22 protein-coding genes and 1 other RNA gene are annotated in these 26,129 nt (G+C 51.1%); 15 read left to right on the top strand and 8 right to left on the bottom strand.

Annotation, left to right across the window (positions count from 1 at the left end):
* Positions 1–32: 32 nt before the first annotated feature.
* Both BUB27_RS10510 and BUB27_RS10505 read right to left on the bottom strand, forming a co-directional pair.
* The gene (locus tag BUB27_RS10510) at positions 33–1,265 is read right to left on the bottom strand and encodes a DUF3142 domain-containing protein (protein WP_159434911.1); all 1,233 of its coding nucleotides are present in this window, start codon (positions 1,263–1,265) and stop codon (positions 33–35) included.
* Positions 1,262–1,963: a glycerophosphodiester phosphodiesterase gene (locus tag BUB27_RS10505; RefSeq protein WP_143183804.1), complete on the bottom strand. Its 702-nt coding sequence runs from the start codon at positions 1,961–1,963 to the stop codon at positions 1,262–1,264. Before BUB27_RS10505 ends, BUB27_RS10510 begins: the two co-directional genes overlap by 4 nt.
* Positions 1,964–2,021: 58 nt before the next feature.
* On the opposite strand from BUB27_RS10505, the gene BUB27_RS10500 reads away from it, so the two are divergent.
* Positions 2,022–3,437, top strand: coding sequence for a glycerol-3-phosphate dehydrogenase/oxidase (locus tag BUB27_RS10500; RefSeq protein ID WP_159434910.1), 1,416 nt, complete (start codon positions 2,022–2,024; stop codon positions 3,435–3,437).
* Between the two features lie 48 nt (positions 3,438–3,485).
* Positions 3,486–3,668, top strand: a non-coding RNA gene (ssrS, locus tag BUB27_RS10495) — 6S RNA.
* 70 nt (positions 3,669–3,738) lie between these two features.
* Here the strand turns inward: ssrS and BUB27_RS10490 are convergent.
* Positions 3,739–4,809 carry an AraC family transcriptional regulator gene (locus tag BUB27_RS10490; protein ID WP_159434909.1) on the bottom strand — a complete coding sequence of 357 codons (1,071 nt, stop codon included), beginning with the start codon at positions 4,807–4,809 and terminating at the stop codon, positions 3,739–3,741.
* A 152-nt stretch (positions 4,810–4,961) separates the two neighbouring features.
* Between BUB27_RS10490 and BUB27_RS10485 the strand changes: the two genes are divergently transcribed.
* Both BUB27_RS10485 and BUB27_RS10480 read left to right on the top strand, forming a co-directional pair.
* On the top strand, positions 4,962–5,675 hold the full coding sequence (locus tag BUB27_RS10485) for a PEP-CTERM sorting domain-containing protein (RefSeq protein WP_159434908.1): 714 nt from the start codon (positions 4,962–4,964) through the stop codon (positions 5,673–5,675).
* A gap of 160 nt (positions 5,676–5,835) precedes the next feature.
* Positions 5,836–6,669: a hypothetical protein gene (locus BUB27_RS10480; protein WP_143183800.1), complete on the top strand. Its 834-nt coding sequence runs from the start codon at positions 5,836–5,838 to the stop codon at positions 6,667–6,669.
* A gap of 16 nt (positions 6,670–6,685) precedes the next feature.
* On the opposite strand, the gene BUB27_RS10475 is transcribed toward BUB27_RS10480, so the two are convergent.
* Both BUB27_RS10475 and recO read right to left on the bottom strand, forming a co-directional pair.
* The gene (locus BUB27_RS10475) at positions 6,686–7,591 is read right to left on the bottom strand and encodes a tetratricopeptide repeat protein (RefSeq protein WP_143183799.1); all 906 of its coding nucleotides are present in this window, start codon (positions 7,589–7,591) and stop codon (positions 6,686–6,688) included.
* 88 nt (positions 7,592–7,679) lie between these two features.
* Complete coding sequence (gene recO, locus BUB27_RS10470) at positions 7,680–8,213, bottom strand: DNA repair protein RecO (RefSeq protein WP_143183798.1); 534 nt, start codon at positions 8,211–8,213, stop codon at positions 7,680–7,682.
* Positions 8,214–8,295: 82 nt separating this feature from the next.
* Here recO and BUB27_RS10465 point away from each other — a divergent pair, with 82 nt between their 5' ends.
* The 3 genes from BUB27_RS10465 (at position 8,296) to BUB27_RS10455 (ending at position 12,130) form a co-directional block, all read left to right on the top strand.
* Complete coding sequence (locus tag BUB27_RS10465) at positions 8,296–9,528, top strand: LL-diaminopimelate aminotransferase (RefSeq protein WP_143183797.1); 1,233 nt, start codon at positions 8,296–8,298, stop codon at positions 9,526–9,528.
* Between the two features lie 100 nt (positions 9,529–9,628).
* Positions 9,629–10,810: a PA14 domain-containing protein gene (locus BUB27_RS10460; RefSeq protein WP_143183796.1), complete on the top strand. Its 1,182-nt coding sequence runs from the start codon at positions 9,629–9,631 to the stop codon at positions 10,808–10,810.
* A 144-nt stretch (positions 10,811–10,954) separates the two neighbouring features.
* Positions 10,955–12,130, top strand: a complete 1,176-nt coding sequence (locus BUB27_RS10455; protein WP_143183795.1) for a hypothetical protein — start codon at positions 10,955–10,957, stop codon at positions 12,128–12,130.
* 80 nt (positions 12,131–12,210) lie between these two features.
* Here BUB27_RS10455 and BUB27_RS10450 read toward each other — a convergent pair whose 3' ends face one another.
* Together BUB27_RS10450 and BUB27_RS10445 are read right to left on the bottom strand one after the other, a co-directional pair.
* Positions 12,211–13,059 (bottom strand): LamG-like jellyroll fold domain-containing protein, encoded by an 849-nt coding sequence (locus tag BUB27_RS10450; protein WP_143183794.1) that lies wholly within the window; start codon positions 13,057–13,059, stop codon positions 12,211–12,213.
* A 73-nt stretch (positions 13,060–13,132) separates the two neighbouring features.
* Positions 13,133–13,729: a trimeric intracellular cation channel family protein gene (locus BUB27_RS10445; RefSeq protein ID WP_143183793.1), complete on the bottom strand. Its 597-nt coding sequence runs from the start codon at positions 13,727–13,729 to the stop codon at positions 13,133–13,135.
* Positions 13,730–13,886: 157 nt separating this feature from the next.
* Between BUB27_RS10445 and BUB27_RS10440 the strand changes: the two genes are divergently transcribed.
* A complete protein-coding gene (locus tag BUB27_RS10440; protein ID WP_143183792.1) occupies positions 13,887–14,189 on the top strand; it encodes a hypothetical protein in 303 nt (100 codons plus the stop codon).
* Here the strand turns inward: BUB27_RS10440 and BUB27_RS10435 are convergent.
* A complete protein-coding gene (locus tag BUB27_RS10435; protein ID WP_143183791.1) occupies positions 14,181–16,322 on the bottom strand; it encodes a glycosyltransferase in 2,142 nt (713 codons plus the stop codon). The two genes, BUB27_RS10440 and BUB27_RS10435, sit on opposite strands and share 9 nt — an antisense overlap.
* Before the next feature lie 69 nt (positions 16,323–16,391).
* Between BUB27_RS10435 and queA the strand changes: the two genes are divergently transcribed.
* The 7 genes from queA (at position 16,392) to BUB27_RS10400 (ending at position 26,045) form a co-directional block, all read left to right on the top strand.
* Complete coding sequence (gene queA, locus BUB27_RS10430) at positions 16,392–17,369, top strand: tRNA preQ1(34) S-adenosylmethionine ribosyltransferase-isomerase QueA (protein WP_143183790.1); 978 nt, start codon at positions 16,392–16,394, stop codon at positions 17,367–17,369.
* 100 nt (positions 17,370–17,469) lie between these two features.
* Complete coding sequence (locus BUB27_RS10425) at positions 17,470–18,606, top strand: hypothetical protein (protein WP_143183789.1); 1,137 nt, start codon at positions 17,470–17,472, stop codon at positions 18,604–18,606.
* 234 nt (positions 18,607–18,840) lie between these two features.
* Positions 18,841–19,938, top strand: coding sequence for a hypothetical protein (locus tag BUB27_RS10420; RefSeq protein ID WP_143183788.1), 1,098 nt, complete (start codon positions 18,841–18,843; stop codon positions 19,936–19,938).
* Positions 19,939–19,945: 7 nt separating this feature from the next.
* Entirely contained in the window at positions 19,946–21,100 is a 1,155-nt protein-coding gene (locus BUB27_RS10415; protein WP_143183787.1) for a hypothetical protein, read from the top strand.
* A complete protein-coding gene (locus tag BUB27_RS10410) occupies positions 21,084–21,734 on the top strand; it encodes an ATP-binding cassette domain-containing protein (RefSeq protein ID WP_143183786.1) in 651 nt (216 codons plus the stop codon). Before BUB27_RS10415 ends, BUB27_RS10410 begins: the two co-directional genes overlap by 17 nt.
* Entirely contained in the window at positions 21,673–22,824 is a 1,152-nt protein-coding gene (locus BUB27_RS10405; protein ID WP_143183785.1) for a hypothetical protein, read from the top strand. The genes BUB27_RS10410 and BUB27_RS10405 overlap by 62 nt, the downstream gene beginning before the upstream one ends.
* Positions 22,825–23,009: 185 nt before the next feature.
* Complete coding sequence (locus tag BUB27_RS10400; protein WP_143183784.1) at positions 23,010–26,045, top strand: S8 family serine peptidase; 3,036 nt, start codon at positions 23,010–23,012, stop codon at positions 26,043–26,045.
* Positions 26,046–26,129: the final 84 nt, after the last annotated feature.

Below are 26,129 nucleotides of genomic sequence, written 5' to 3'. Positions count from 1 at the left end.
CTACGCTATAGCATCCTAGCTTATATCATTATTTAATCAGAGAGAACTACTTTAAGTCCCTCCGCCCCCTCCAGCCTCACCCACCCTAGCTTGAGGCGACTCTCGGGCAGCATGGGTCGAGGATCCTGAGCCAACCAGCGAAGCTCCGCACAACCGTCATGCGATTGAGTAAAAGCATAGCCATGTGCTCCCTCTCCTCCCATGATCCGACCACCATCTATGAAGACTTTAATTTTCTTGGGCCAATCTTCACGCATGAGCGAGCGATTCACCAAACTCACCTCATAAAGCCCATCACTCTCTTTTTCCGCAATGACCGATAGATCCCTTATCGGAGTTCCACCCTTCCTTACTGCGTCCAGAGTTCCCCAAGTCCAGTTCATCCGGTCACTCGTGACTGGCATGCGATACCAGATGATGCCGCGCATCAACTCAGGCCTCGACTCGGTCCATTCACTCACCAGAGCGGCCATTTCCTCAGGATCGGCACTAGCCAGGTGATATTCAGCTCCTGCACGCAAGCCTCCTCCCTCAGACACTACTTGGAGGATCTGGCCCTCATTGGAGAGCCGCACCGCATGTCGATATGTGGGCAAGGCGATGAGAAAAGGTTTCCCGTATTCCCCACACCTCTCCGCGGCCACTTTGGCCTTCTCAGGATCACACAAAGTTCCGGCACTACCATAACCTATCAGGCCATGCACCTGCATCACATAGCCATCGACGGACGTCACCAGAGCTTGAAACGCATCCTGGTCCAACCAATCCGGCAAGCAGGTCACCTCGTATTGCCTCTTTGGAAACATCTGCTTCAAAATACGTATCAGCTGCACATAATCATCAAGCTTTGAGGATGGGCAATCATAGTCGATCTGGATCACCTTTAAGTTATCCGGCAGACTCTCCACCACCTGAATCACCTGAGCGATTGCTTCCTTGTTCCACCGGGTAGCTGCTGCCCCTGAGCCCACCCGGATTGCCAGCCCTGTACCTTCATGCTCTCCAGCATAGCTGATCGGATCCTTGAAATACTGTACCGTCCACCCACTAGACTTGCCGTAATCCATCTCTACCCCGAGCACAACGATCCGCTCAAACTCCCCACCGTGAGTCTTTACGGCCTCGTACACATCCTTCCCCCACACGCGTTGCCATACATAGACCTCCTCTACCATGGGACCATGCGCACGCTCGCGCTGCGGCTTGAACCAAACCATCACGGCCGCCAGCAGAAACAAGCCCAGACCTGACCACCACCACTTCATCTCAGCTCCTTGAGTACCGCATCCGGGAAGTCTGCAAAGCATCCATCAGCTCCGCACGCCTGTGCGTGCTTCAGATGCTTCTGCTCCTTCACCGTGTAGGTGTAGACTAGCATATCCTGAGCATGGACCTTGTCGCAGAATGCCTCGCTGAGAATTTTCAAAGAGGGGTTTACTGAGACTGCGCGCAATTTCTTTGCCTGTAGGATGGCGGCGTCCAGCAGGTAAGCTTTACTAACGAGCACTGAGATATCCAGCACCTCATCCAGCTTACGCACCGTCTCTAGCCAATCCCACTCGAAGCTGGAAATGACCACATGGACTGGCCCCCAGCGCTCCAGCACCTCAACCACGGCCTCCGCAGAGCCCTTGCCCTTGAGTTCGATATTGAGCTGACACTTGCCAGCACACATCTCCAAGACCTCTTCCAAGTAAGGAATCTTCTCCCCTAGCCCTGCATCCAGCTTACGCAGCTCTTCCAGCTTAAACTTTTCTAACACACCTCTACCGTCAGTAGTCCTATCCACCTTGCCATCATGGATCACAATCAGCCTACCATCTAACACATGAACATCGATCTCCACCATCGGACATCCCATATCGATCGCCCGATGCACCCCCCTGAGTGTATTCTCAGGCTCCACACCAGCACAGCCACGGTGACCAATCACCGTAAATGGAAATTGCCCTCTAACGGTCATGTTAGTAGTATACGTGTTAAGCCTCCCGTTCACACATCATTTCGTAAAAAAACCACCCATGCCCCAAGACCCCAGATCCACTCTCATCTCACAGGCTATTTCCCCAGAATCATGGGACGTCATTGTCATCGGAGGTGGGGCGACCGGCCTATCCACGGCATGGGATGCCGCCTCCCGCGGTTACCGCACTGCGCTGATCGAGAGCCATGATTTCTCCTCCGCAACCTCCAGCCGCTCCACCAAACTGGTCCACGGCGGTGTGCGCTACCTTCAGCAAGGAGAGCTCTCACTGGTGCGAGAAGCTCTGCAGGAGCGAAGCCTCTTGCTGAGAAATGCTTCGGAGTTCTGCCGTCCCATGCGCTTCGCCATGCCCTGCCACGCTCCGCTCGCACGCTACTACTACCGTATTGGCATGTGGCTTTACGATGCCCTGGCCGGAGACCAAGGGATCGAGCCCTCCGAACTTCTCTCGCCTAAGGCCTTGATGGAGCACCTGCCCGCCTATCACCGTCCCGGCCTACAAGGTGGCATCGCCTACACCGACGGGCAATTCGATGACGCTGAGCTCGCCATTGCCTTCGCCCAGTGCATCAACCACACAGGCAACCTCGCGATCAACTATGTCAAAGCGGACAAGCTGATCATCAAAGGCGGCCAGGCCAGGGGCGTTATTGCCCGCGATATGGAATCTCTGGAGGCCTGGGAAATGAAAGCCAAGGTGGTCATCAACGCCACCGGCATCTTCGCCGACCAACTACGTAAGGAAAACAAGACCTGGATCCACTGGCGCATGCGCACCAGCCGCGGATCCCACATCGTCTGCCCAGGAAATGCCCTGGGTTCGGATAAGGCTCTCATCATTCCGAAGACCCAAGACGGCCGTGTGCTCTTTGCCATTCCCTGGAAAGACCACACCCTCATCGGCACCACGGACGTCCCCACAGAGGAGCCTGTGCAAGATCCTCATCCCTCCCAGCAAGAGATCGATTTCATTGTCGAGGAAGCCCAGCGCGCCTTTGAGTTTGATCCCTCCACCATCACCAGCAGCTGGGCAGGCCTACGCCCACTCGTCAGCCGGGCCGAGGTCAAGAAAACCAGCAAGCTCTCACGCAAGCACATCATCGATGTCGCCCCCAATGGACTGATCTCCATTCTCGGCGGGAAATGGACCACTTGCCGACGCATGGCTCAGGACACCATCGATGAAGCCATTCGCCTTCACCAATTATCCCCCAAAGCCTGCCGCACCCACCACCTCATCCTGACCGAGCACGGTGCGACCCCGCCTCTCAGCGCCCTGGATGAGATGCCTGATGAAAGCCAAATGACCAGTCTGGTGCAAACCGCAATCCAGCACAGCTACGCACGTACTCCAGAGGACATTTTAGCCCGCCGCTTACGCCTTTCCTTCCTGGATCAGAAAAAAGCTGAGTCTTGGATCCCTCTGGTTCAGACACTCATACGCAGGTCGTAATTTCATCGCCGATTGCGATTGCTCTGGACGCATTTCCACCTATATTGGCGGTAGCTGCTGTGCGCGTTCGCAAGGGAACGTGCCCAGACCGATGATTATGTTACGGGGGTTACCCCTGGAGGTGAAATGTCATGCCTTCCTAGGAAGACAAAGTAGCTGAGAGGACGCCCCCACCTGTTGAGCTTTCGGATTAGTGGCTCACAGTTCCCAGAACGGCACAGCGGCTTTTATTCCTCATCGTCTACGATTCCTCTCACTGAGGAATTACGACTCAAGCCTACCTTCCCAAGGGCAAATCCCGCTATCGGCTTCTCTTACGGAACTGCCCCACCGTCTCACCAGTCTCCCGCTTAAACACACGGTAAAACTGGGTGACATCCGGATAGCCTAGTTCCTCACTGATGTAGGTGGCCGTCTCATCACCCTGTCTGAGCATCCGCTTCGCCATCGCCATTTTCTGCGCCTTTATTTCTGCAGCCACACCATGTCCGAGAACCCTCTTGAACCTTCTCTGAAGGGCTGCACGTGACATCCCCACGGCTCCCACCAGCTCTTCCACGGTGAGTGGTTTACGCAGGTTTGAGCTGATGTATTCCTGTGCTCCGGCCACGAACCTGTCATCTTTCATCCTACTAGTGGTACTCGCCCTACAGACGATGCCTTTGATAGGCACTAAATTTTGTTCAACAGGCACTTCCTCTCCACAGATCATCCGGCCCAGAGCTTGAGCGGCTTGGTACCCGCGTCCCTCGATATCGATATCTACGGAAGATAGCGAGATCTCAGCCAAGGCGGAATCAATCTCATGATTATAAAAGCCCAGGATAGCTACATCCTCCGGCACTCTCCATCCCTCATCCAGACAAATATCCAGCACTCGGCCTGCATACTGGTCAACGGAGCAGAACACTCCCACAGGCTTGGGAGCAGACTTCATAAAGTTCAGCAAACTCTGATGAGGCTCCTTCTTACAATGCCTCATATGGAGACATTCCACTGGTAAATTGCCCTCCTCTGCTGACTCAAGAAATCCCCGCATACGTAGCTCGTCCGCTATGGTCTCACCCCACTGCACGCACCGAAGACTACTCACTCCCAGCATAGCCAAATGCTCTGCTGCCTGTCTTCCGCCATCTTCCAAGTCCGGGAGAAATCGGGGAACCTCTACTTCTGGACGGTTGTAACTCAAATCAACATGGGGAACACCCAAGGAGAGCACATAATCGGTCATCCCTGTCGTATCGTCATCAGGCTCCATCAGGCTGATGAGTCCATCTGGCTTCATCCCCCTGACGAGGCTCCAAGCATGAGGCTGCAACAACTGCACCCTCCAGCCGCGGGATCTCCCATAGTGCAGGATCCCTCGATGCATGCGTTCATCATACACGTATGTCGCATAATATATAGTCAGACGCTTCGCCATATAGAGTCATATTACCATATAAAAGAGATATACACACATAGACAATTTCTGATCCTAATGCAATGCTGATGATGCACTTGTAACACACATATCACATGAACATGAAAACGCATTTACCCTCAATTGCCTGCGCTATCCTACTCACTGGTGGCGCAAACGCCGCCGTAACCTATGCCTATGACATCGATGATGTCGGTGCCGCCGGCACCCTCTTGTCGACCGACGGCTGGGCCGGCACAGACATCAACAACTGGATCACCAACAACTTTAACGGCAATCTCTACGCCAGAAACGCGAATGACGGTGATAACACCATTACCCGCATGAATGACGGAGGATTCTCCTATTCCATTCCCGCCAGCTCGACCTCAGTCATTCTAGAGATCGATGTACGTTCGGGAGCCAACTTCTGGACGGCAGGTATCTCCAATGGCACCTCCACCGTTCTTGCGATCGGCTCAGACTTCAACCAGAACAATAAGTTTTTCATCCAGGATGGAGGCACCAGGCGATACGAAGCCGGTACAGGCGCCACAGCAGATTCTTACAACACCCTGCGTCTGGAATTCGACTTGGTGAATGGCACGGCTGACCTCATCCTCAACCCAGAGAGCGACAATACTCTCCTCATCGATGACGTCGCCCTCTCCACCACTGGGGGTGATCTTGCGGGAGCTGACAGCCTCTATATCCGTACAGCCAGCCGCTACGCTGGCCCTGGTGAAATCAGAATCACCGCGGTTCCTGAGCCTACATCCTCCGCTTTGGCCGCACTTGGCCTCTTTGGCTTCTGCCTTAGAAGACGCCGGGCATAACTTTTAAACAGCTATTCTGTGAGTGTACGAACCCGCTGGTCTCAGGACTGGCGGGTTTTTGTTTTGCCAAGAACCTCCCAAATGCTAGATTTACTGCTTTTCATATATCCACTTTCCAAGTAGAGCTTCATTTCCATAAAGGGACAACAAGTCAGTAAACATGGCCAAATCAGTAGAGAAACCGACAAAAGGCTCAGAAGAGCAAGAGCCAAACAAGGTCCCCAAGAAACGCCGGTTTCTGGCTGGCTTGATCTACTCTGTAGCGGTGTTGATTTTTATGGCAACCATAGCCTCTTATGTCTTTCGTTACGAACTAGGCCTCAACCAACTAGTCAGCAGCGAAGCGATTCCTAAGCCTGACCCTGAGCGCTATGTCATGCTCACAGAAGATCTGGAAATTCGGAGAAAATCACTCTCCCGACGATATCGCGACGCTGGTACAGAAGAGGCTCGTCAAGCTGTTCTCCAGGAATCCTCTCAGTTACTCCAAGCCGTTCTGCCAGACATGATGCGTTGCTGGCTGGGTACTCCGTGGGATTTCCACGGCACGTGCGACGGCCCCGGCAAGGGCAAGATCGCCTGTGGCTATTTTGTCTCCACCACCCTCAAGGATGCCGGCTTCAAGGTTGATCGCTATAAACTCGCCCAGCAACCCTCACAAAATATCATTCGTACCTTTGTGGACAAATCACGTATCCAAATTCGCGCAGGCATGGGCTACTACGACTTCCTCACGATGATGAAAGAGCTCCCCAAGGGGATCTACCTGGTTGGCTTGGACAAACACGTGGGCTTCATCGTCCACGAGGGCAAAGACAAGTCGATCCGCTTCATCCACTCCTCAGGGCGCACACCCTATCGCGTAGTAGATGAGACCGAACCGGAAGCTATTTCACTCAAATACTCCAACTACCGTGTGATCGGTAATCTCACAGCAGAGGATGACACCATCAAAAAGTGGCTACTCAATCAATCATTTCCAGTCACCCAGTAACCGTAATTATAGATCGTTAGACTGCTATTTTGAGTTTGGAGAGCTTCTTGTTCGCACGCTTCCTCGCATGCTCAGCTTCTTTGAAGTAGCCGTAGGCATTGAGGTACTCCACGTAGTTATCCACTACCGCGGCGTACTCTTCGGGCTCCTGCCTGAGATGATGCTCATAGATGTGAATGGCCGTATCAAAGCACTCAAGTGACTGCTTGATCTGGGACATTCTAGCCAGTGCGAGCGCTAAATTGGCATAGGACTGGGCGGTTTCCGTATGGTCCTTACCGAAGAGCTCTAACCGAATTTCGAGTGCCATGCGGTGCATCTCATACGCCTGCTCATCGTAACCCGTCTTCAGGTACAAGGCTCCAAGGTTATTAAAGATGGTCGCCGTCTTTTCATGCTTGTCCCCTACTTCATTGTGGCAGATTTCAAGCGCCTTCAAAAAGAGGGTTTCGGCCTTATCATAGTCTCCAAGGCTGCGGTAGATATAGCCTAAGTTATTAGTAATATCAGCAATTTCTAACAAGTTTGGAAATTCCTGCCGCTCATGCAGAGCCACCGCTCTCTCATAGAAGCGGATCGCCTCCTCATCATTCTCAGCAAGGTCATAGATGACCCCCACGCTAGCATTGAGCCGGGCCATCATTTCAGAAGAACTTTCCAAAGCACTGAGTTCCTCCATCGCTTCCAAGTAAACTAACCGTGCATCCTCCAGATGCCCCATTTGCCGCAATAGGTCGCCCTTGATTTCAAGGCTTGATATCAACGACAACACACTGCTCTCATCATGACCATTCAGAGAGCGTCTCGCTTTTTCCACGGCTGCATCCGCTGCCCGGTAGGCCTCTTCCCACTGTCCGTCGTCCACGAGTGTCTGTACTCTTTCGGTGAGTATATCCAGTAGATTTAAAGTTCCTGAGTCCATACTCTAGCATCCCAGATAAGTCACTCATTGTCAATACAGAGCAAACACACAAACCACTCGTAATAAATGAGTCACAGAACTTAACCTTTTAGCGAGAGAGCAAGTCTACACACTGCTGACGGCTAGCCGGGAGTTTCTGGAAAGCCATTTGCAGAGCCACTTCCGGCCTACCTTTCCCGCTCCACACACCGAGTAGCTTGGCCAATTCACGCTCGAAATGCAGTAATGCGCGCATCTCAGCTTCCTGTTGATCCAGATAGTTGAGCCCGCGCTCCAGTAGATCATAAATCCCGTCTTCTCCATGTCCCGGCTCCATCACATGCTCCACAAGAGCTGTAAAATAGGCTGCACAAACGACATTCGCATAGTACTTTCGAAGACCCTCCCGGTAAGTGACCGCACTCACCTCACCGAGCGTGCCCAACTCGCTACGCTGGCTGTTGGTCCACTGAAGTTCCGCGCTATGAAACAGGTCCAGCTTCCCAGTAAAGGCACTCTTGGGTCTGCGGGCTCCTTTCGCGACCGCCTTGACCAAACCATAGCCCTCTACGCACCAAGTCACGATCAGACTGGTCTCCGTGAGCTTGGTTAATCTCAGAATGATTCCTCGTGCCTGCTCCATTTGTGCTGATCAGACACCTAATTCCGTCACGCGCCAACTTCAAACTTGAAAGTCGCCAGAGCTGCTCCAACATCCGCGCATCATGGCAAGTATCAACGACAATTTCCTGAAACTCAAAGCAGGTTACCTCTTCCCAGAAATCGGCCGTCGTGTGGCCGCTTACGCAGAGGCCAACCCGGACAAGGCATCCCAACTCATCCGCTGCGGCATCGGTGACGTTACTGAACCACTGCCACTCGCAGTCCGCGAAGCCATGCACAAGGCTGTGGACGAGCTAGGATGCCGTGACACCTTCCGCGGTTACGGTCCAGAGCAAGGCTACGACTTCCTGCGCAAGGCCGTGGCTGACAATGCTTACGCTGGTCTAGACATTTCCGCTGACGACATCTTCGTCTCCGACGGCTCCAAGTGTGACACAGGCAACATCCTCGATATCTTCGGCAAGGGCAACACCATCGCCATCACTGATCCAGTTTACCCGGTCTACGTAGACACCAATGTCATGATCGGCAACACTGGTGAAGCTGACGAATCTGGCCGCTACGAAGGCCTCGTCTACCTCGAGTGCAATGCTGAAAACAACTTCGTTCCAGCGATCCCTGAAGAGAAAGTAGACATCGTCTACCTCTGCTACCCGAACAACCCGACAGGTGCTTCAGCCACTCGCGAGCAGCTTCAGGCCTGGGTAGACTACGCACTGAAAAACGACACCATCATCCTCTACGATGCCGCCTACGAGGCATTCATTCAGGATCCTGACGTTCCTAAGTCTATCTACGAAATTGAAGGCGCCAAAAACTGTGCTCTTGAATTCCGCTCATTTTCCAAGAACGGTGGCTTCACAGGCGTACGCTGCGGCTACATCGTGATTCCTGAGACAGTGACTGGTACTTCCTCTACAGGTGAAAAAGTAGCCATCAAGAAGCTCTGGTCCCGCCGCACTTCCACCAAGTTCAACGGCGCTTCTTATCCAGTTCAGCGTGGTGCTGAAGCCGTCTACTCTGAAGAAGGCAAGAAGCAGGTACAGGAACTCATCACCCACTACATGGGCAACGCCAAACTTCTCCGCGAAGCTTGCACCGAAATCGGCCTCAAGGTCTTCGGTGGTGAGAACGCTCCATACGTCTGGGTAGCTTGCCCAGAGGGTGTAACATCCTGGGACATGTTCGACAAGATGCTCGAGGAAGCCAACGTGGTCATCACTCCAGGCTCCGGCTTCGGTGCTGCCGGCGAAGGCTACTTCCGTATCTCTGCGTTCAACTCACGCGCAAACGTTGAAGAGGTCTGCCGCAGACTCAAAACTCACCTTGCCTAATCTGGCATCAGCCAATTCCATTTCAAAAGGCGGAGCCGATCGCTCCGTCTTTTTTTGTGCCCATCTCTAAGAGAATGATTTTCTCATTCGTTATCAGGGTATGTCGTTACATGCCCAATTAACTCCCGGGGCGGTACAGGAACTGCAGTCTAGCCGCAGGAATTCCTCCATAGCCGCCATTCTCATTGCCCTCCTGAGCTGTGTTCTTCTCTCTCTCGTCTTGGGTTTCATCCTGCTCAAAAGCTCGTCCAAGGACGTGTCTGCGCTCATCGCCTTTGGGAATCCAAATGATGAAACCATTATCAAGGACCCTCCGGTAATCAGGAATGAGGTCGTCAGAAAACCTTCTCCTCCCAGCAGCACTGCCAACAGGTTCCTAAACAGCCTGAACTCCAGTAACTTTTCCGTACCTTCTCCAAAGATCAACAGTCCGGAACTAAGCCTGGATATGGGCATCAGCCTGGATGACGATTTCGGCAGAGGCTATGACAATGGCCCAGGTACACAACCAGGATCGGGACCTCGCCTATATGGGTCACCCACACCAAGCTACGGCAGCTTGACCGGCCACCTCTATGATTTCAAACAAACCCGCACAGGTCGCGAAGTGAGAGATTACGACACTGCGAACCGATCCCACTTCACTGAGCGAGTGAATGATATTCATCGGGCACGCTTCCGGGAATCCTCTTTCCGTAAATACTACCAAGCTCCTCAGGCCCTGCACGTACACTATATCGCCATCCCATTCTCCAATGCTGCTGACGCACCAAAATTCTTTCAGGCTGAGGATAAAATGAAGCCTAGCGGCTGGGTGGTCCACTACTCGGGAAAGGTCAAGGTACCTGAGAGTGGCGAGTATCGTCTGGTCGGTTCTGGAGACGACTACATGAGCGTCTCCATTGATAGAAAGATGCGTCTCGTCGCCGCTTGGCCAGACATTGCCCCAAGCGTGGAGGTCAGAGGGGCTAATGCCTCTGAACAACCCAACCACAGAGGCCCTTTTAATATCCCTCTCACTTACGGGGAATGGTTTAACCTGCGAGAGGGCGATGTGATCGATGTGGACATCGCTATCGGTGAACGCCCAGGTGGCAAAGTCGGCTTCGTTCTCATGCTTGAGAAAAAAGGAGAAGAGTACCAGCAAGCCCCTGATGGTAGGAAGATACTACCACCCTTTGTCTTTGGACAACTACAGCCCTCCGATCTCGATTATCTTGAGAATTTCCCAGGATGGCGCTGGGACACTCATAAAATTCTGCCCTTCCATGCCGCAGACTAAACTGACAAACAAACTGTACAGAAGAATGACAGAAGCACGGATGGTCAGAATAGAGGGTCAAACCTTATCCATAGGGCATCGGCCCTAAGGAAGTACTCCACTTTGCCGTTTTGCTAATAAGAATCACCTTACTCTTAACACATCATGTCATTACACGCTCAATTAAGTCCGGAAGCTGCTCAAAAGTTGCGCGAAAGTCAGCGTAACTCCACCATCATGTCCATCATGATTGCCCTGCTAGCCTGTGTCCTTTTGGGACTCATTATGGCCTTTATTTTGCTGAGTCCTGAGTTCAAAACGACTCCTGAGATTATTACCTTCAATGCAGGCTCAGAAACCAATGAAGCTATAGAAAGACCTGAGATCAGTAACGCTGTTGAGCGTAAACCATCTGCACCCAGCTCCTCTAGTAGCCGCGTCATTGCCGCTGCCAACATGAGCAGCGTATCTATTCCCAACCCACAGTTTGAAGCCACCACGCCCAGTCTTGATTTTGGTGACGGAGACGACTTCGGCACAGGTTGGGGCAATGGAAGTGGTAGCGGTGCTGGTGGAGCCGTCGGAGGCTTTGGCTCACCTAACAAGGTCGGCGGAACTCTCACAGGCTACCTCTATGACTTCAAACAAACAAGCAGAGGCACTCCTGTAAGAGGATATGATACAGGCAACCGTTCTCACTTCACGGATCCTGTAGAATCTATCCAGCGAGCACGCTTCAGCGAGTCCTCATTCAGAAAGTATTTCAAAGCTCCACAAGCTTTGTACGTACGCTACATCGCCATCCCATTCTCTAACGCAAACGATGGCCCCAAGTTCTTTAACGCCGAAAAACAAGTCAAGCCAAGTGGCTGGCTGGTACACTACTCAGGCTCCATCAAAGTCCCTGAAGACGGAGAATATCGCTTGGTCGGCTGCGGTGATGATTACCTTGGGGTATCCATTGATCGCAAGATGCGCCTCGTAGCACCATGGACTGACCTCCGTGAAATCCTTGATGTCCCTGGCGCCAATGCACGCAAGCAACCTAACCACAAGAGCCCATTTGGAATCCCACTTGTGTATGGTGAATGGTTCTCACTGAGACAAGGCCAGACCATTGATGTGGATGTAGCCATTGGTGAGCGTCCTGGTGGTAAGGTCGGCTTCGTTCTGATGATCGAGCAGAAAGGTGAGGATTACAAAAAGGCTGCCGACGGACGCCCAATTCTTCCTCCTTTCGTCTTTGGCCAGCTCACTCCAGGAGACCTCGACTATCTCGAAAACTTCAAAGGCTGGAAGTTCGATACCCACAAGATCCCCATGTTCCAGACCGTGGACTAGACATCTTCAGAAACGATCTCTCTCATAGAAACAAAAAGCCCCGGATCTCTCCGGGGCTTTTTCATGATCACATCCAAAGACTAGCGCTTTCGCCTAGCTAGAAATCCAAGGAATGAAACTGCAAACAGTCCCGAAGTCGAAGGTTCAGGCACAGGGACTGCATTCAAGACAATCTCTCCCTGAGTCAGAGCCGTGTCGTAAACTTTCACTTCATCCATTCGGCCAAACATATTCTCTGCCCCTGTCGACTTGCCACCCAGCTTTACTTCAAAGCCGGTCGCCTCCTCGATATAATTGACGGTGGCCGTCGTATTACCGATCTCATTGCCGTTTAAATAGAAAGTTATATCGTCATTATTGACCGTTACAGCCACGTGATACCACGTACCTGCGGTAAGGGATGCGGACTGGTTGAAATCCTGCGCGCCCAATGTCGTAAACCGAAGACCACTGCCATTGGTACCGAAGCGCCAACCATCACTGCCCCCACCCTGCACACTAGAAAAAATAGATTGCACCCCCGTGATGTTATCGAGGTTAATCCAAGCCATTACCGTCATGGTCCCGTCAATCCGGTTACCTCCGGTTCCTGGCTCCAAGAGGGCATCAATGGCAGCTTGTCCAGCCCCACCAATATTGTAGTTTCCGAAATTGCTGCCATCGGTTCCGAAATCAATCGAAGTACCCATCGCAGCTGCCTGGCCGGCGGAGACATTGATTGCCCCATAGGTGCCAGCCCCAACAGTCGGCTGGCTATAGATACGGCCAGTACCAGCATTAGCCGGAGTGCCGTCATAGCCATTACCGGAAGAGTCGAAGGCGCCTCCGGATGACTCATTGAGTTCATAGCGGGCGATGAGAGCAGCCTGTGAACAGGTCAGGGAGGCGGTAAGTGTACAAAATACTAGAGTGGAGGTTAGATAATTCATGAGAGGTATAATACGAATCAACTCGTAGACTACGGCTCTCTAACTTTGACGTCAAGATGCATTCAAGGCAGATTTAGCTATCCTCTTTCATGTGCACGGCATAACGAATAGCCAATAGACGAATCACAGCAGTGATCAGCGCAGAGAGCACCACACTCACCTCCGGCTGCACTCCTAGGTTATCTAACCACAACATCAAACCTGCTCCTAACAGGGCCGCAGTGGCGTAAATTTCTTTCCTAAAAATCAGCGGGACCTCATTGCGGATAATGTCTCGAATAACACCACCAAAGGTCGCCGTCACCATACCCATCATCATACAGCCCCACCAGGCCAGGCCTGCATCACCAGCAGCACGAGCCCCAACACAGGCAAACAACCCCAAGCCCAAGGCATCCACCACACTGACCTCGCGCTGATAGCGTTCCCAAAGACGCTCATAGAGGATCGCCGCAAGCACTGCCACGATTGATACTACAATGTAGTCTGGTGCCCGGAAGATAGGCGGAGGCGTATCTCCCAGCATCATTGATCTTAAGGTTCCTCCACCTGTACCAGTGATCAAGGCCAGCAAAAACATCCCTAGGTAATCCATCTTCACCTGCCGCGCTGCCAAAGCCCCCGACACGCAGAAAAAGAAGGTCCCGATAATGTCCCACCAATAAAACATCTGCCTCCTTCATAACTCCCCCCCTTTACTCTTCAACCTTATTCCCTCAAAAGCAGCACACCGCTTTCAACAAGAACAAGGGAAAGACTCCTGAGACAGCACACAGAATGACCAAATCAAATTCAGCAAAGATGAATAAACTGTTCTTTTCTAAGACTTGAAAGACAGACATTCACAAAGCAAAGTCACCTTCGTGAACTCAGACCAGGCATTCATGCAAAAGTGGCTCAAACGCCTCCGCAAAGACCTTTCCCAGAGCGGGCGCCTTACAGAGCTCACCATGCACTTGGCCGACAATGATCCCGAGAGAGCTGAACTATGGCGCACCAAAGTCCGTGCCATCTTGGATGAGGAAGAAAAAGCCGGCACAGAATTCGTCCTCGCCGTCGACCGCTGGATTACTCTCAAGCCTAAGGCCACCAAAGGCCCCGCTAGTAACGATCAACTCGATTTACTCTAGAGTCCTCACCTCTGGCCCCAGAATCTCTTCCACTTCGGCTTGCGCGTAGTTGATCTCCAATGCTGGAGCGCAGATGCGAACACCAAGCTTCCATTTGTCAGGCCCGACTTTGAGCATGGCAAAGAGTAGATGCACATCTCCCTTCTTCAAATCCCAGGGCGAGGTATCCTCAGCATGTTGCCACCCCGCCTCCTGAAACCGAAGCAGAAGCTCCACACGATCATCCTGCTTGAGGGCATGATAGAACAACTCTCTGATTCTCTCTCCATTCTCTGAAATGAGTGAAGAGAGGCGAATACTGGGCACCAGACTCTTCAGAAGGCGTCCATAACTCCGCGTGTAGAAACAGCGAGCCCAATGCCTCAAACGCGGCTGTAACCACTCGGCCACACGCAACTTAAGTTCAGCACGTGGCGATTTAAACTTCGTATACAAAGCACGCCGCGGCATCATGCCAACCTCCACTTGCTGATAGCCAGACAACCCAGCGGCTCCAAAATAAATCACACTCCCATCACTTACCCCCATCGGCTCCCCTGTGTATACCCGTCCACGCCAATGAGCGCTGACCCCACCTCGAAATCGCTCTGGATGATCACGCTTAAGGATGGCCTCAGCTTTACCATATCCCCACTGCTGTTTCAGATAGCGGTAGAAAGTCGTTCTCCTACGGTGCCACACAAAAGCAGCCCCCTCGAAACCTATCTTGTAGCCACCCTCCTCCAGTCGCCAACAGAAGTCCACATCATCACCTGCCACCAAGTAGGCCGCACGAAACCCCCCAAGAGCCTCAAACACCGCCTTGCGCACCGTCAGATTACACCCTGGAATATGCTCGGCCAATTCATCGCTGAGCATCACATGGCTTGGCGCTCCAGGGGCACTGGCCACCACGGCCTCATCCTCAAAAGCTGGCTCTGGCGGGATATTGGGTCCCCCGAGTGCATCCCAACCATGCTCCGCGTAACCACGTGCCAGCCAATGTAGCCAACCACGGTCAACCTCGCAGTCATCATCAGTATAGGCTAGGATTTCCCCTGTGGCCGCAGCGGCCCCGGCATTACGAGCCACACTCAGGCCTCCGTGATTCGCTTGCACCAATTTCACGAAATCAAAGCTCCGCACGACCTCCAAAGTCCCGTCCGTGGAACCATCGTCCACCACAATCACTTCATAGTCTGGATAATCCACCTGCCTGAGAGACTCTAACGCCGCACCGATACGTTCCTCACCATTATAAACACAAATGATGACCGAAATTCTCGGCTTCTCGAAATCAGTTCCTTCCGGCTTGCCAGCTACTTCTAAAGCGGGCTTTTCACTCCCGTCCCTGCGAACGAGGCCAAAATCCCACTCCCTTTCCTCCCGTTCACCAATCCTCCAACGGTCACTCCAGGCAAACACCGTACACCCGGCCATACCGGCATCCACCGCCTCTAGGTAAAACCACTTCAACGCTTCTCGCTGTTTCTCCTCTGCATTTCTCCGGGTATCGAGCCCGAACTCGGTCAAGAGCACTGGTCGGTCACCGGCCAGATGATGCAATCTCGGCAAGTAGCCTGCCAGCTTATCCCTCTCCTCCAGGTATATATTAAATGCGGTAAAATCCGCGTTACCCGGCTCCAGATACTCGGAACTTGGGTAGTTTGCATACCCAACCAACAACCAAGGTGCAATCCTCCGGGCTTCCTCGATCAAATCCTCCAAGGCCGTCTTGACCTGAGCTGGCCCCATCCACCGTGCCAGATCCGAGGGCACCTCATTTGCCACAAAAAACGCAACCACCGCCTCATGCTCCCCCCACTCTTGCAGAGCCATACGGATATTCAACCGCCCTTCCTCCAGCCACGTACGGTTCGGTCCACCAAGAAACAAGCGGTACCATTCCCAGCTCACCCCTGCCATGACCATCAAGCCATTCTCCTGAGCCGCATCCAGCAGCTGCCGATTGGGAGCCTCATAGAGGCGGATCGTATTGAAGCCGGCATCCGCCACACGCCTCAGTTCGGCGAAGTGGTCAGGCTGCGGATCAGGAAAGGGACCATAGGTCACCGCATTCACGAACAGGCGCTCTCCGCCCCTGCGGAAAAACTTCCCGTCCACTTCCAGCCGTGTCCCTCTCTGCGTCATCATTAGGACTCTACGTCAACTAACAGGCAATTTTGAATTTTAAATTTACAATTTACGGCATAAACCTCCCTCATGCTTCGCACGGATGACTTCGACTACCACCTCCCCGAAGAGCTGATCGCCAGCCAACCGCTGGAAAACCGAATCGGCTCGCGCATGCTCGTACTGCACCGGGACACCCAGACCATCGAGCACCGCCAGTTCTCCGACCTTCATGAATACTTCACCCCTGAAGACCTCCTTGTGCTCAACAACACCAAGGTCATCCCTGCCCGCGTCTTCTCCAATGACGGCAAGATCGAACTCGTTGTCGTTGACCGCCAGTCCGCTACCCAGTGGACCTGCATGGTTCGCCCTGGTAAAAAGATGAAACCAGGCCGCACTGTGGAAGTCGGTGAGTCCACCGGTACCGTTCTCGAAACCCTGCCAGACGGCAACCGCATCATCGAGTGGGACAAACCGGTCGATCTGGATACCTATGGCAAGCTTGCCCTCCCTCATTACATGGGCCGCGATGCCGAACCTGAGGACCGTGACCGCTACCAGACCACTTTCGCTAAGGAAGAAGGCGCCATTGCCGCCCCCACAGCTGGACTCCACTTCACCCCTGACTACTTAGAGAAGTTTCCGCACACTTTCCTCACCCTTCACGTCGGCATCGGAACCTTCAGACCCGTTATGGCTGAATTCATTACCGACCACAAGATGCACGCTGAGCGCTACTACCTTTCCAAAGAATCGGCCAAAACCATCAACAAGGCAAAAAGTGTCACCGCCGTGGGTACTACGGTCACCCGCGTCCTGGAATCCCTTGGCAGAAAGCAGAACTTACTCACTGAGGCAGAAGGAGAAACAGACATCTTCATCAACCCTGGCTTTGAATTCAAACAAGTCGACAGACTGCTCACGAACTTCCACCTGCCCAAGTCCACGCTGATCATGTTAGTCTCTGCTTTTGCCGGGCGTGATTTTACACTCCGCGCCTATAAGGAAGCTGTCGAAAACCGTTACAGATTCTTTAGTTATGGAGACTGCATGCTGATCCTGTAAACAATTCTGCGTTCCCAAAAATCTTATTGACGCGAGCAGGCCAGACACCTTAACTCCTCGCGTTATCAGCCCTCGTTTGGGTTTATACCTACTTCATCCCATGAAACCTTTAAAACTCATTAAATCATTCTGTAAGCTGTGTGCCGCTTCTGCAGTAATTGCTTCCTCCCTGACGATTACAAACTGTGGCGGTGGCGTTGGTGGCAGTGGTAGCGAAATCACTATTCGTCCTAAATCTCTATCCGGCCTCAGACTCGAACTCGACGACAGAGCCGCATCTCTAGAGTTCTACCGTTCAGCCTTATCTGAATCTGCGGTGAATAATGGCGATTTCGAAGAAGGTGCACTTATTTACAGCCAAACTGAGCCTATTGTCACCAGACAGATGCTCAGTGGTACATTCTTCAGCGTGAACTACCCTGAATCTACAGCGGAGATCACCTACAGATACACCGCGATCAACAGGAACACAGGACTCCTTCAGGTTATCTGTTCTGATGCCGGCTATATCCACCCATCAGATTCATCCCCACAGGTCCGTATTCGTTATTACTCACAAACAACAGCGTACAAGAGTACCACAAACTACTTCGTTACCTTCTCTTCTGATGGGAACTTCCTCACGAACATTCAAATGCGGGTAGCACCTAACGAGCTCCTTGATAACCAAGAGTTTAGCACCTATCAATACAGCCCCCTCTTTGGATGGCAGCCTGCACCAGGATTAATCACCACAATTCAAGGTGCCACCTACTTCATGGACGGCAACATCGTTAAATTTGACGGTTCACCAGTTGAGACCAACTATGACATCCTAGATGTTGACAGACAAAACAGCCAGATTGCTCTCGACTCCTTGGATGAAAGAACCATCTTCTTTACTCCTGACAACCCAGCTATTGAGCCATTCAGTGTCACTTGTGCAAACGATCCGTTCGAGATCGACCCATCATTCACCGAAACAGGTATTGCCACCATCTTTGACGATGACAACGTCACAGAAATCGGAGCTGGCACATACACCTATGAGAAAATCCCAGGTACTGATGATGGTGAATTCATCATCCGTGACAGTCTTATTTACAACAATAAATATCGCCTCAACTTCCGCACCAAAGAATCAGGCGATATTGATGAACTGATTCAACGCGCAACTGGTTTCTACGAAATCAAAGGTGGAGACATGGCTGGTGAAACCGGCTTCTTCACAGTCCGCGACACCAGAAACGTCCGATAACCAGTCAGATTGACTTCACCGAATTATTAGATGGTGAGTTCTCTCTCCAAAAGTCTCAGATGCACGACAGCCCTGTCGTGCATCTTTCTTTTTTCTCTCCCAGCTTGTGTTGATTCTCGCCTGAGTGAGCGTTTGAATGCTCACCAATTGGACCAACAAGCTGCTCACGCTGACCTAAAGAGCAAAGTATTCTCACAAGACTATACTTCGCTCCGATGGAACGAAGCCGTCAAGATGGCGCAGGAGCGTAATCTGAATTATAAAAGCCAGCAGTTTTCATACTACCAGACTACACAGAGACGCAGTAAACTCTGGAAAGGCCTCGTACCTAGAGTATTCACTTACGTGAATATCAGCAGCTCGATAGATGAAATCGCAGATATCACCAGCGATGACCTATCCCTAAACATTGCGTCTAGCCTGAACATTCCCAATCCTGTTCAGTTTTACTCACAGCTATACTCGATCGCTCTGCTTGAGATCCAGTCGAAACATCAACTGGAAATACAGCGCCGCCAGCTCGTGATTCAACTTTATTCCCTTTTCATCCAGCATCAAGAACTTGAGAGGCGCACTCAAGAACTTATTGAACTGGGAAAGTCCTTGGAATCTCTGAGTCCAAACAAGCTCATCACAGCTATTGAGACACTTGAAGCAGGCAAAACACAAGTCATTAACGCCAGAGAAAGACTACGCGTCTCAACCAACTCGATGCTGAACACTCCAGGCAAAAACTGGAAACTCACTGGCGCGATCCCAAAAATCTCCTACGAAAAGAAAATCGATAAACTCTCCTTCAAGAACGGCTATGGCCTTATCGGCCTCAAACTCCAAGCCATTCAAATAGAAGGCATACTCATCAGCAAGCTGGATGCTCAGATATCTCGCCTTCCTTCCATCTCAGTCGGCATGACCTCCCCGCAACTCTACAGCAATAACAGCGAGCAGAACTTCCAATTCAATGCCGCTGATTACGAGCTATTCACAGGACTTTCTAAATCCATTGATCTCACCGATATCTTCAGCACAGAAAATATCAGGAACGCTAACTTCCGGGCAAAAACCAGCCGTGACCAGCTACTCCTGAGTATGGAATCTGAAATCTCTCGACTGGAATCCACCAAAGCTCTCTACAAAAGACTCATCCAGAGACGGGAGACAATAAGAAAGCAGGTGAATACTGGCCTATCAGCAGACACCGTCGCCCTACCAGCCTTGGTAAGTCAACAAATCAGAACTTATCAAAGCGCCCAGAAAGAACTTGAGAGCCTTGAAAAACAAATCACACAACTCGACATCCAACTTTGGGTCTGGGATGACACTAAATGGTAAACACACTATGCTAAGATCACTCTTAACTAGTTTAGCTCTGATTTCCACTTTCGGCACACAACCAATGCTGCGGGCCGAGGATGTGACCTCCAAATCAATTCAAGAGTATCCTACATCCAGAAAGATATGGCTATCCCTAGAAGACGGGCTTATCCAACCAGCTAACCTGAAACAGTATCGCTCCCTCTCGGAAGGATATATCACATTCCTCAAACCCAATGGAGCTGAACTGCAAGAAGGTGAGACCTGGGCAATCATTGACAAAGATCAACTAGATCTCGAATCTCGTGCCCTAGAACTGGAAAAAAAGAAAGTCAGCAAAGCTCTCGATGATCTGCAAGAGGAACAACAAGCCTTCATCGACAAACAGCTCCTTAATCTTGAGGCCTTAAAGTTACAACGCATCGAGTTGAAAGCGTCACTGGAGAATTCTTCTCTGCCAGATAAACTCAAAGACAAAATTCGTGAAGCCTTGACCAAGCTAGACGAGCAGGAAGCTCGCCTGCAAAAGTCAATCAAGCCAGAAAACCTAGAAAGCGAGCTTCAACTAAAATCCGAAGAACTCACCTTGTCCTTGGATAGAAAAATCAGAGCTCACGAAAAACTGGAGAAACGCTCCCACCTCAAGGCCGACTTCCAAGGCACCCTCACCATCTCACTGGATGAGACCCAAGACCCCAATTTCGTCAACAAACCTCAGTGGGTAGAGATTAACAAACTCTACGCGTCCATCACAAACGACTCCCACTACGAAATCGAAGTCACCAATCGGAATCCGGCTTTTAACTCACATGATCGCAGCAAGCTGATCGCGATGGTGGACGATGGCGTGAGCAGGCAACTCATCAGAGCTAAATACAAAGAGCTACGTACCAAGGACACTGGTGGAGCCATTCGAGATTTTCATATCTTCACCATTCCTGAGAAGCATTCCGAATTTGCGGCAAAAAACTCCGGTGAAACACGAACCATTTTTCTCTACCTTACCCTGGAAGAAGATTGCTACGTGATCAAAAAGAACCAAATCGCGCTCACAGCCCCAAAAGTCCTCCAGACTGAGGGCTGGCCAGGCCTGATTAAGCACTTATACCCTGGCTACAAACTACTCCATATTGGCCCAAAAACTCTTGCTGTAATCAAGGACGATGGAAATAAGCATTAATAACCTTACATACCGTTATCCAGGCAGCCAGACTCCCGTCTTTGAGAATTTTGATTTTGAAGCCAAGCCTGGCATCACACTTCTGTGCGGCTTTTCAGGTTGTGGCAAAAGCACCTTGCTACGTCTCATCGCGTCACTCATCAAACCACAAAAAGGCACTATATCCACGACTACTCAGCACCGTTGGAGCTCTTCAGCTTATCTACGCAATGAGGTGGGCTTCGTGTTCCAGCAATTGAACCTACTCCCTCTGGCAAGTGTTGAACGAAACATACGCCTCACGGCGCAGTTAGCATCTAAGCCCCAATCTATTGCCGATGATTGGATTCACATCCTAGGTTTGGACCCTCTGCGAAAAAAGAAACCCACTCAACTTTCAGGTGGCCAGCAACAGCGGGCAGCCATAGCCAGAGCTTTATCGAAAGCACCTTCTATCATCTTACTAGACGAGCCGACCTCTGGCCTTGATGACCTTAACACAACGGTCATCTCTAATGCTCTGAAGGCCAAGATCCCTAGTGACGCCATATGCCTGATCGCTACTCACGACCATCGCCTAGAAACCATCGCCCATGAAATCCTTGATTTTAATACCTTCCTACCTATGGAAGAACACCTTAAAGAGATGGTTTGAAAATCCGATTTCGCCGTTGAGCAAAATCCTTGTCCCATTTCTCCTAGGTCTATTAGCCACTCTGGTACTTATTTTCTTTGCTGAATCTGAAGCTCAAATGCGTCAGAAGCTCAAAGAAGGTAACAGCTTCGACGTATACATTACCGAGCAATCCATCTCCCTAGATAATCGCTTACGCGCTCAAACGAGCATCGAAGACGAAGAGATGTGGGCCAACTACTATACACCGGATAACGTGCTCTACATCCGCCAAATTTTTACCACTGTCCAGTGGAGGCGCCACCAAAAACAAATCCCTGTTATCGTCTACGGCAGCAGCCTTCCTGAACTTGATACATACAGAGAAGATCTAGAAGCTCCGACAATCTGGCTATTATCTAAATACGCTGAAAATCTGGAGAGCAAGGAAGCGATACAGCTCGGCGGTAAACAAATAACCGCGATACCCAAATCCATACCTCCACGCCTACAGGCAATATTGAATGAAGATACAATAGTCGCGATCCCCATCGAGATAGCTCTACCCATCTTGAGAGAAGGTTTCACCGCTCATGTTCATGCGCGTTTCGACAATATTGAAGACGTTGAAAAATTCGTAGAGCGAGCAGAAGCATTCTATAGGATCGAAAAGCGCAACTACCAGCTATTTTCTGCACTCCAAGTCCTTCAAGGACTTAAGAAGATTCAACAAATTCAGCAAGCATTTCGGATAGGGATTGTCCTGAGCTGCGGTTTAATTCTAGCATTGATTTTAGGCACCATTGCTTGGCTTGAATATCGCCAAGAAGTCTATCTGCTAGCTCTACTCAGAAGCTTTGGAACACCACGCTTACTACTACTCGTACACGGATTTCTGGAAAATCTTACCCTAGTCTCTCTAGGCATATACCTTTCCTTCATCACCTGGAAACCAATCTATCGATTAGTCCAGGAACGCTCGGCAGGCTTCGACCTCAATCCCGCCGACTCTATCACCCTGCCAGGTACTGATGCTCAAATCATATTATTGGCCGGCATTGCAGGGGTCGGCATGGCCATGCTCCCCGTTGCTTTTGGACTCAGAAAACCAACAGGCCTTATCCTGCAGTAAGCAGCCATCACCTCTAATGGTGAACGCTAGACTGATGATTCTGTAATTTTTTTGCGTGCAAAGGTGCACCTGTATCCTCTAATGTTCTTGCCAATGTCGCTTTTGCCTCAATAGCTTCCAATCAGAAACTATGAGATCACGTGAAAATCGTGACACGGCAGACACACCTTCAAAGCCTACATAACATGAAAAAACGCTTCATTGTAACTCTCGCATCCGGAGCCTTCCTGAGTCTTGTACTCTGGAAGTTAAGCTCCGATCCGTCACCTCAATCCCCGGTCGGCACACCCCAGGCCACCAGTGGTCATGAGAGCTCATCACCTCAACAAGTCAGCACCCCAGAACTGGCTGAGGGTGACAATCCAGAGATGTTACAGCAGGTCACAGGCAAGGAACTTGCCGAATTTCAACAACGCAATTTAACAAGTGTGCAAAAAGAAAGGCTTGACCTCTCCAAGCGATTCGATGTCCAGGAAGTTCAGAAAGTGGTCTGGCTAGATCCTGCTTCCGAGCGCAGCAGAAGACGTATCCGTTTCGTTAAGGCAAACTTCAAGTACCCAAATCTCCTCTTCGAAGAGGTGGTTACCACAGATCCTGATACCGGAGAAACTATCGTTCGCACGACAAGAAGTGCCGTTGCAGATCACCTTACGGTCGGCCTCAATGACAATGTTGACCCAAGCGTTGTTGCCGAAGCATTACAGGGCCTCGGCTACACAATCCGTAAACAACGTCCATACTACCTCATTGCTGAGCTACAAAACTATACAGCTCCGAATGCACACGAGATCAACATCGCCAAGATCGAGAAGAATCTCCCCAATCTCGTCAAATTTGCAGACTACGACAACCTTCGATACAGCGCAGCCACTTTCCCCAACGATCCTCGTTTCAGTGAAGTATACGGACTAGACAATACGGGTCAGACAGGTGGCACGAGCGATGCTGACATCGATGCACCTGAAGCATGGGACACTCGCAGTAGTGCAGCTGACATCGTGGTAGCCGTAGTCGATACTGGTATCAGACGCACCCACCAAGACCTCAGCGCAAACATTTGGACAAACCCTACCAACCCAAGTGAATGGGGTATTGATGCTGTTGATGGCGATCCCAACCCTGATGATGAACAAGGCCACGGTACGCACGTCGCAGGGACTATCGGGGCTGTTGGTAACAACGGCCTTGGGGTAACTGGTGTCGCTTGGGACGTTCAACTCATGACTTGCCGAGTACTGGGTGCTGATGGCACGGGAACAAACTCAGACATCGTTGACGGCTATGAATATGCCCGTACTAAAGGCGCCCACCTCATCAACGCAAGTTTGGGAGGCCCTCAGGCGGATCAGCTTGCGTTTGAAGCCATCCAGAGATGCTTGAATGACAACATGGTTTTCGTAGCTGCTGCAGGCAATGATGCAGCGAACAACGATACTACCGGCAGCTTTCCAGCGAACTACGATCTTGGCAACATTGTGTCAGTTGCCGCAATCAATCATGACGACGCTCTCGCGACATTCTCCAACTACGGTGCAACCAAGGTTGATATTGCTGGTCACGGTGTGGACATTCTCTCAACCTCATTTACTGGTGACGACAAGTATGAACTAAACAGCGGCACATCCATGGCAACCCCACAGGTGGCTGGTGCAGTAGCACTTGCTTACGCTCAGTTCCCAGGAGCTGGTTACAGCGAGATTATTGCACGCCTGTATGGCTTCTCCACACCGATTCCATCCTTGAACGGCAAAATCGCTACCGGTAGTAAACTGAACCTCAATTTATTGCTTAATGGCACACTTGACGTAGATAACGACAACTTTGCCGACGCCATAACCATCCCTGACTTGGGCGGCTCATACACGATCATCGATATGAACATCGCTACACGCGAACAATTCGAGGATGAGCTAAATCTCAAATCAGATAAAACAGGATCCCACAGTGCTTGGTATCAGTGGACTGCCCCTCACACAGGTAAGGGCATGATCACAACTACAGCCACTACCGGTCCTGCACTTGCTACCTTATTCCTTGGCGACTCCATCGAAACTCTTGAAAAGGTCTACAGCACAACAGACATCGTAACATCCTCTCCCAAGAAGAGTTACACCTTCCCTATCAGTTTCGAAGCTGGTCAAGTATTCACCATCATGATGGATGCCAAGGATACGACCACCACCAACCAAGGAAGTATCTCGCTTGTGGTGTATCCTGATAACGACCATATCTCTAATGCCATAGTAGTTACTGACCCCGCATTTTCAACCAATGGCAACAACTCCAACGCAACCATTCAGCACTTCGAAATCGATGGCAGCAGAGATGCTGGTGCAATTGATCACGGCTTCGGTAGCGGGATCAGCGTATGGTGGAAATGGAGAGCTCCATTCACAGGTAATACCACCATCTCAGCATCAGGCCCTCAAGGTGTAGGTGTCGCAGTCTATAAAGGCTGGCCGCTCACAGCAGGAGGTACCAAGTCTGAAGGGCCATGGATTGCTGTCACGGAAGAATCCACTGCGGGCGACACCAAGAGCTTTGAGGCAAAGAAAGGAACAATCTATTACATCGTGGTAGACTCAACTAATCCTGGAGACATCACTCTTACCAATACGCCATCCGTCTCCCTACTTTCTATCAATACAGTAGGTAACGGATCACTAAGCCAGTCTCTCAGCGCACCGCAATACTACACTGGCGACATTGTGGAATTCACACCATCTGCCGCTCCTGGCTGGAGCTTTGCCGGATGGCAGGGAATTGACTCCGTAGACACCACAACAGGCGTTGCATCAGTCACCATGGCTACCGACCGCACGGTGACAGCAGTCTTTGAACAGACTCTTGACGCATGGAAAGAACTCCACTTCGGCTCTGAGCTTGCTGCTTCTATCAACAACTACGATGACCCAGACAAGGACGGACTGACTAACCTTCAGGAATACCTACATGGTTCTGATCCACTGAATGCATCAGACAACGGCAAAGTGGAGTCCCATCTCACTGACGACTGCCTCTGCATCATCTACTGGAAGAACATCGGCGCAGTTAGCCCACTCAACATCGTGCCCGAGCATAGCTCAAACATGAGTGACTGGCTTTCCGAAGGAATCACCGAGGAGGTTCTCGAGTCTACCTCTCAAAGGGTGAAAATCAAAGCGATGCTTCCTATGGAAGAGGGAGAAAATGGCTTCATACGACTTAATTACGTTGAATAGCACGATTCTCGTAATTCACCATTAAACAATCTAAGCTCCAAAGTTTACTTTGGAGCTTTTTGCTTACTGGACTCATGCTAGAAT

Origin of the sequence: Rubritalea squalenifaciens DSM 18772, from assembly GCF_900141815.1 — a bacterium.
Classification (GTDB): domain Bacteria; phylum Verrucomicrobiota; class Verrucomicrobiia; order Verrucomicrobiales; family Akkermansiaceae; genus Rubritalea; species Rubritalea squalenifaciens.
Note: the sequence above shows the minus strand (reverse complement) of the source record. Positions and strands in the feature narration are given on the sequence as shown.

What these genes read in the sequence shown, in the direction of transcription:
- BUB27_RS10510 (WP_159434911.1), bottom strand. Translation starts at nt 1,265, where the DNA reads ATGAAGTGGTGGTGGTCAGGTCTGGGCTTGTTTCTGCTGGCGGCCGTG.
- BUB27_RS10505 (WP_143183804.1), bottom strand. Translation starts at nt 1,963, where the DNA reads ATGACCGTTAGAGGGCAATTTCCATTTACGGTGATTGGTCACCGTGGC.
- BUB27_RS10500 (WP_159434910.1), top strand. Translation starts at nt 2,022, where the DNA reads ATGCCCCAAGACCCCAGATCCACTCTCATCTCACAGGCTATTTCCCCA.
- BUB27_RS10490 (WP_159434909.1), bottom strand. Translation starts at nt 4,809, where the DNA reads ATGCATCGAGGGATCCTGCACTATGGGAGATCCCGCGGCTGGAGGGTG.
- BUB27_RS10485 (WP_159434908.1), top strand. Translation starts at nt 4,962, where the DNA reads ATGAAAACGCATTTACCCTCAATTGCCTGCGCTATCCTACTCACTGGT.
- BUB27_RS10480 (WP_143183800.1), top strand. Translation starts at nt 5,836, where the DNA reads ATGGCCAAATCAGTAGAGAAACCGACAAAAGGCTCAGAAGAGCAAGAG.
- BUB27_RS10475 (WP_143183799.1), bottom strand. Translation starts at nt 7,591, where the DNA reads ATGGACTCAGGAACTTTAAATCTACTGGATATACTCACCGAAAGAGTA.
- recO (WP_143183798.1), bottom strand. Translation starts at nt 8,213, where the DNA reads ATGGAGCAGGCACGAGGAATCATTCTGAGATTAACCAAGCTCACGGAG.
- BUB27_RS10465 (WP_143183797.1), top strand. Translation starts at nt 8,296, where the DNA reads ATGGCAAGTATCAACGACAATTTCCTGAAACTCAAAGCAGGTTACCTC.
- BUB27_RS10460 (WP_143183796.1), top strand. Translation starts at nt 9,629, where the DNA reads ATGTCGTTACATGCCCAATTAACTCCCGGGGCGGTACAGGAACTGCAG.
- BUB27_RS10455 (WP_143183795.1), top strand. Translation starts at nt 10,955, where the DNA reads ATGTCATTACACGCTCAATTAAGTCCGGAAGCTGCTCAAAAGTTGCGC.
- BUB27_RS10450 (WP_143183794.1), bottom strand. Translation starts at nt 13,059, where the DNA reads ATGAATTATCTAACCTCCACTCTAGTATTTTGTACACTTACCGCCTCC.
- BUB27_RS10445 (WP_143183793.1), bottom strand. Translation starts at nt 13,729, where the DNA reads ATGTTTTATTGGTGGGACATTATCGGGACCTTCTTTTTCTGCGTGTCG.
- BUB27_RS10435 (WP_143183791.1), bottom strand. Translation starts at nt 16,322, where the DNA reads ATGATGACGCAGAGAGGGACACGGCTGGAAGTGGACGGGAAGTTTTTC.
- queA (WP_143183790.1), top strand. Translation starts at nt 16,392, where the DNA reads ATGCTTCGCACGGATGACTTCGACTACCACCTCCCCGAAGAGCTGATC.
- BUB27_RS10425 (WP_143183789.1), top strand. Translation starts at nt 17,470, where the DNA reads ATGAAACCTTTAAAACTCATTAAATCATTCTGTAAGCTGTGTGCCGCT.
- BUB27_RS10420 (WP_143183788.1), top strand. Translation starts at nt 18,841, where the DNA reads ATGGCGCAGGAGCGTAATCTGAATTATAAAAGCCAGCAGTTTTCATAC.
- BUB27_RS10415 (WP_143183787.1), top strand. Translation starts at nt 19,946, where the DNA reads ATGCTAAGATCACTCTTAACTAGTTTAGCTCTGATTTCCACTTTCGGC.
- BUB27_RS10410 (WP_143183786.1), top strand. Translation starts at nt 21,084, where the DNA reads ATGGAAATAAGCATTAATAACCTTACATACCGTTATCCAGGCAGCCAG.
- BUB27_RS10405 (WP_143183785.1), top strand. Translation starts at nt 21,673, where the DNA reads ATGAAATCCTTGATTTTAATACCTTCCTACCTATGGAAGAACACCTTA.
- BUB27_RS10400 (WP_143183784.1), top strand. Translation starts at nt 23,010, where the DNA reads ATGAAAAAACGCTTCATTGTAACTCTCGCATCCGGAGCCTTCCTGAGT.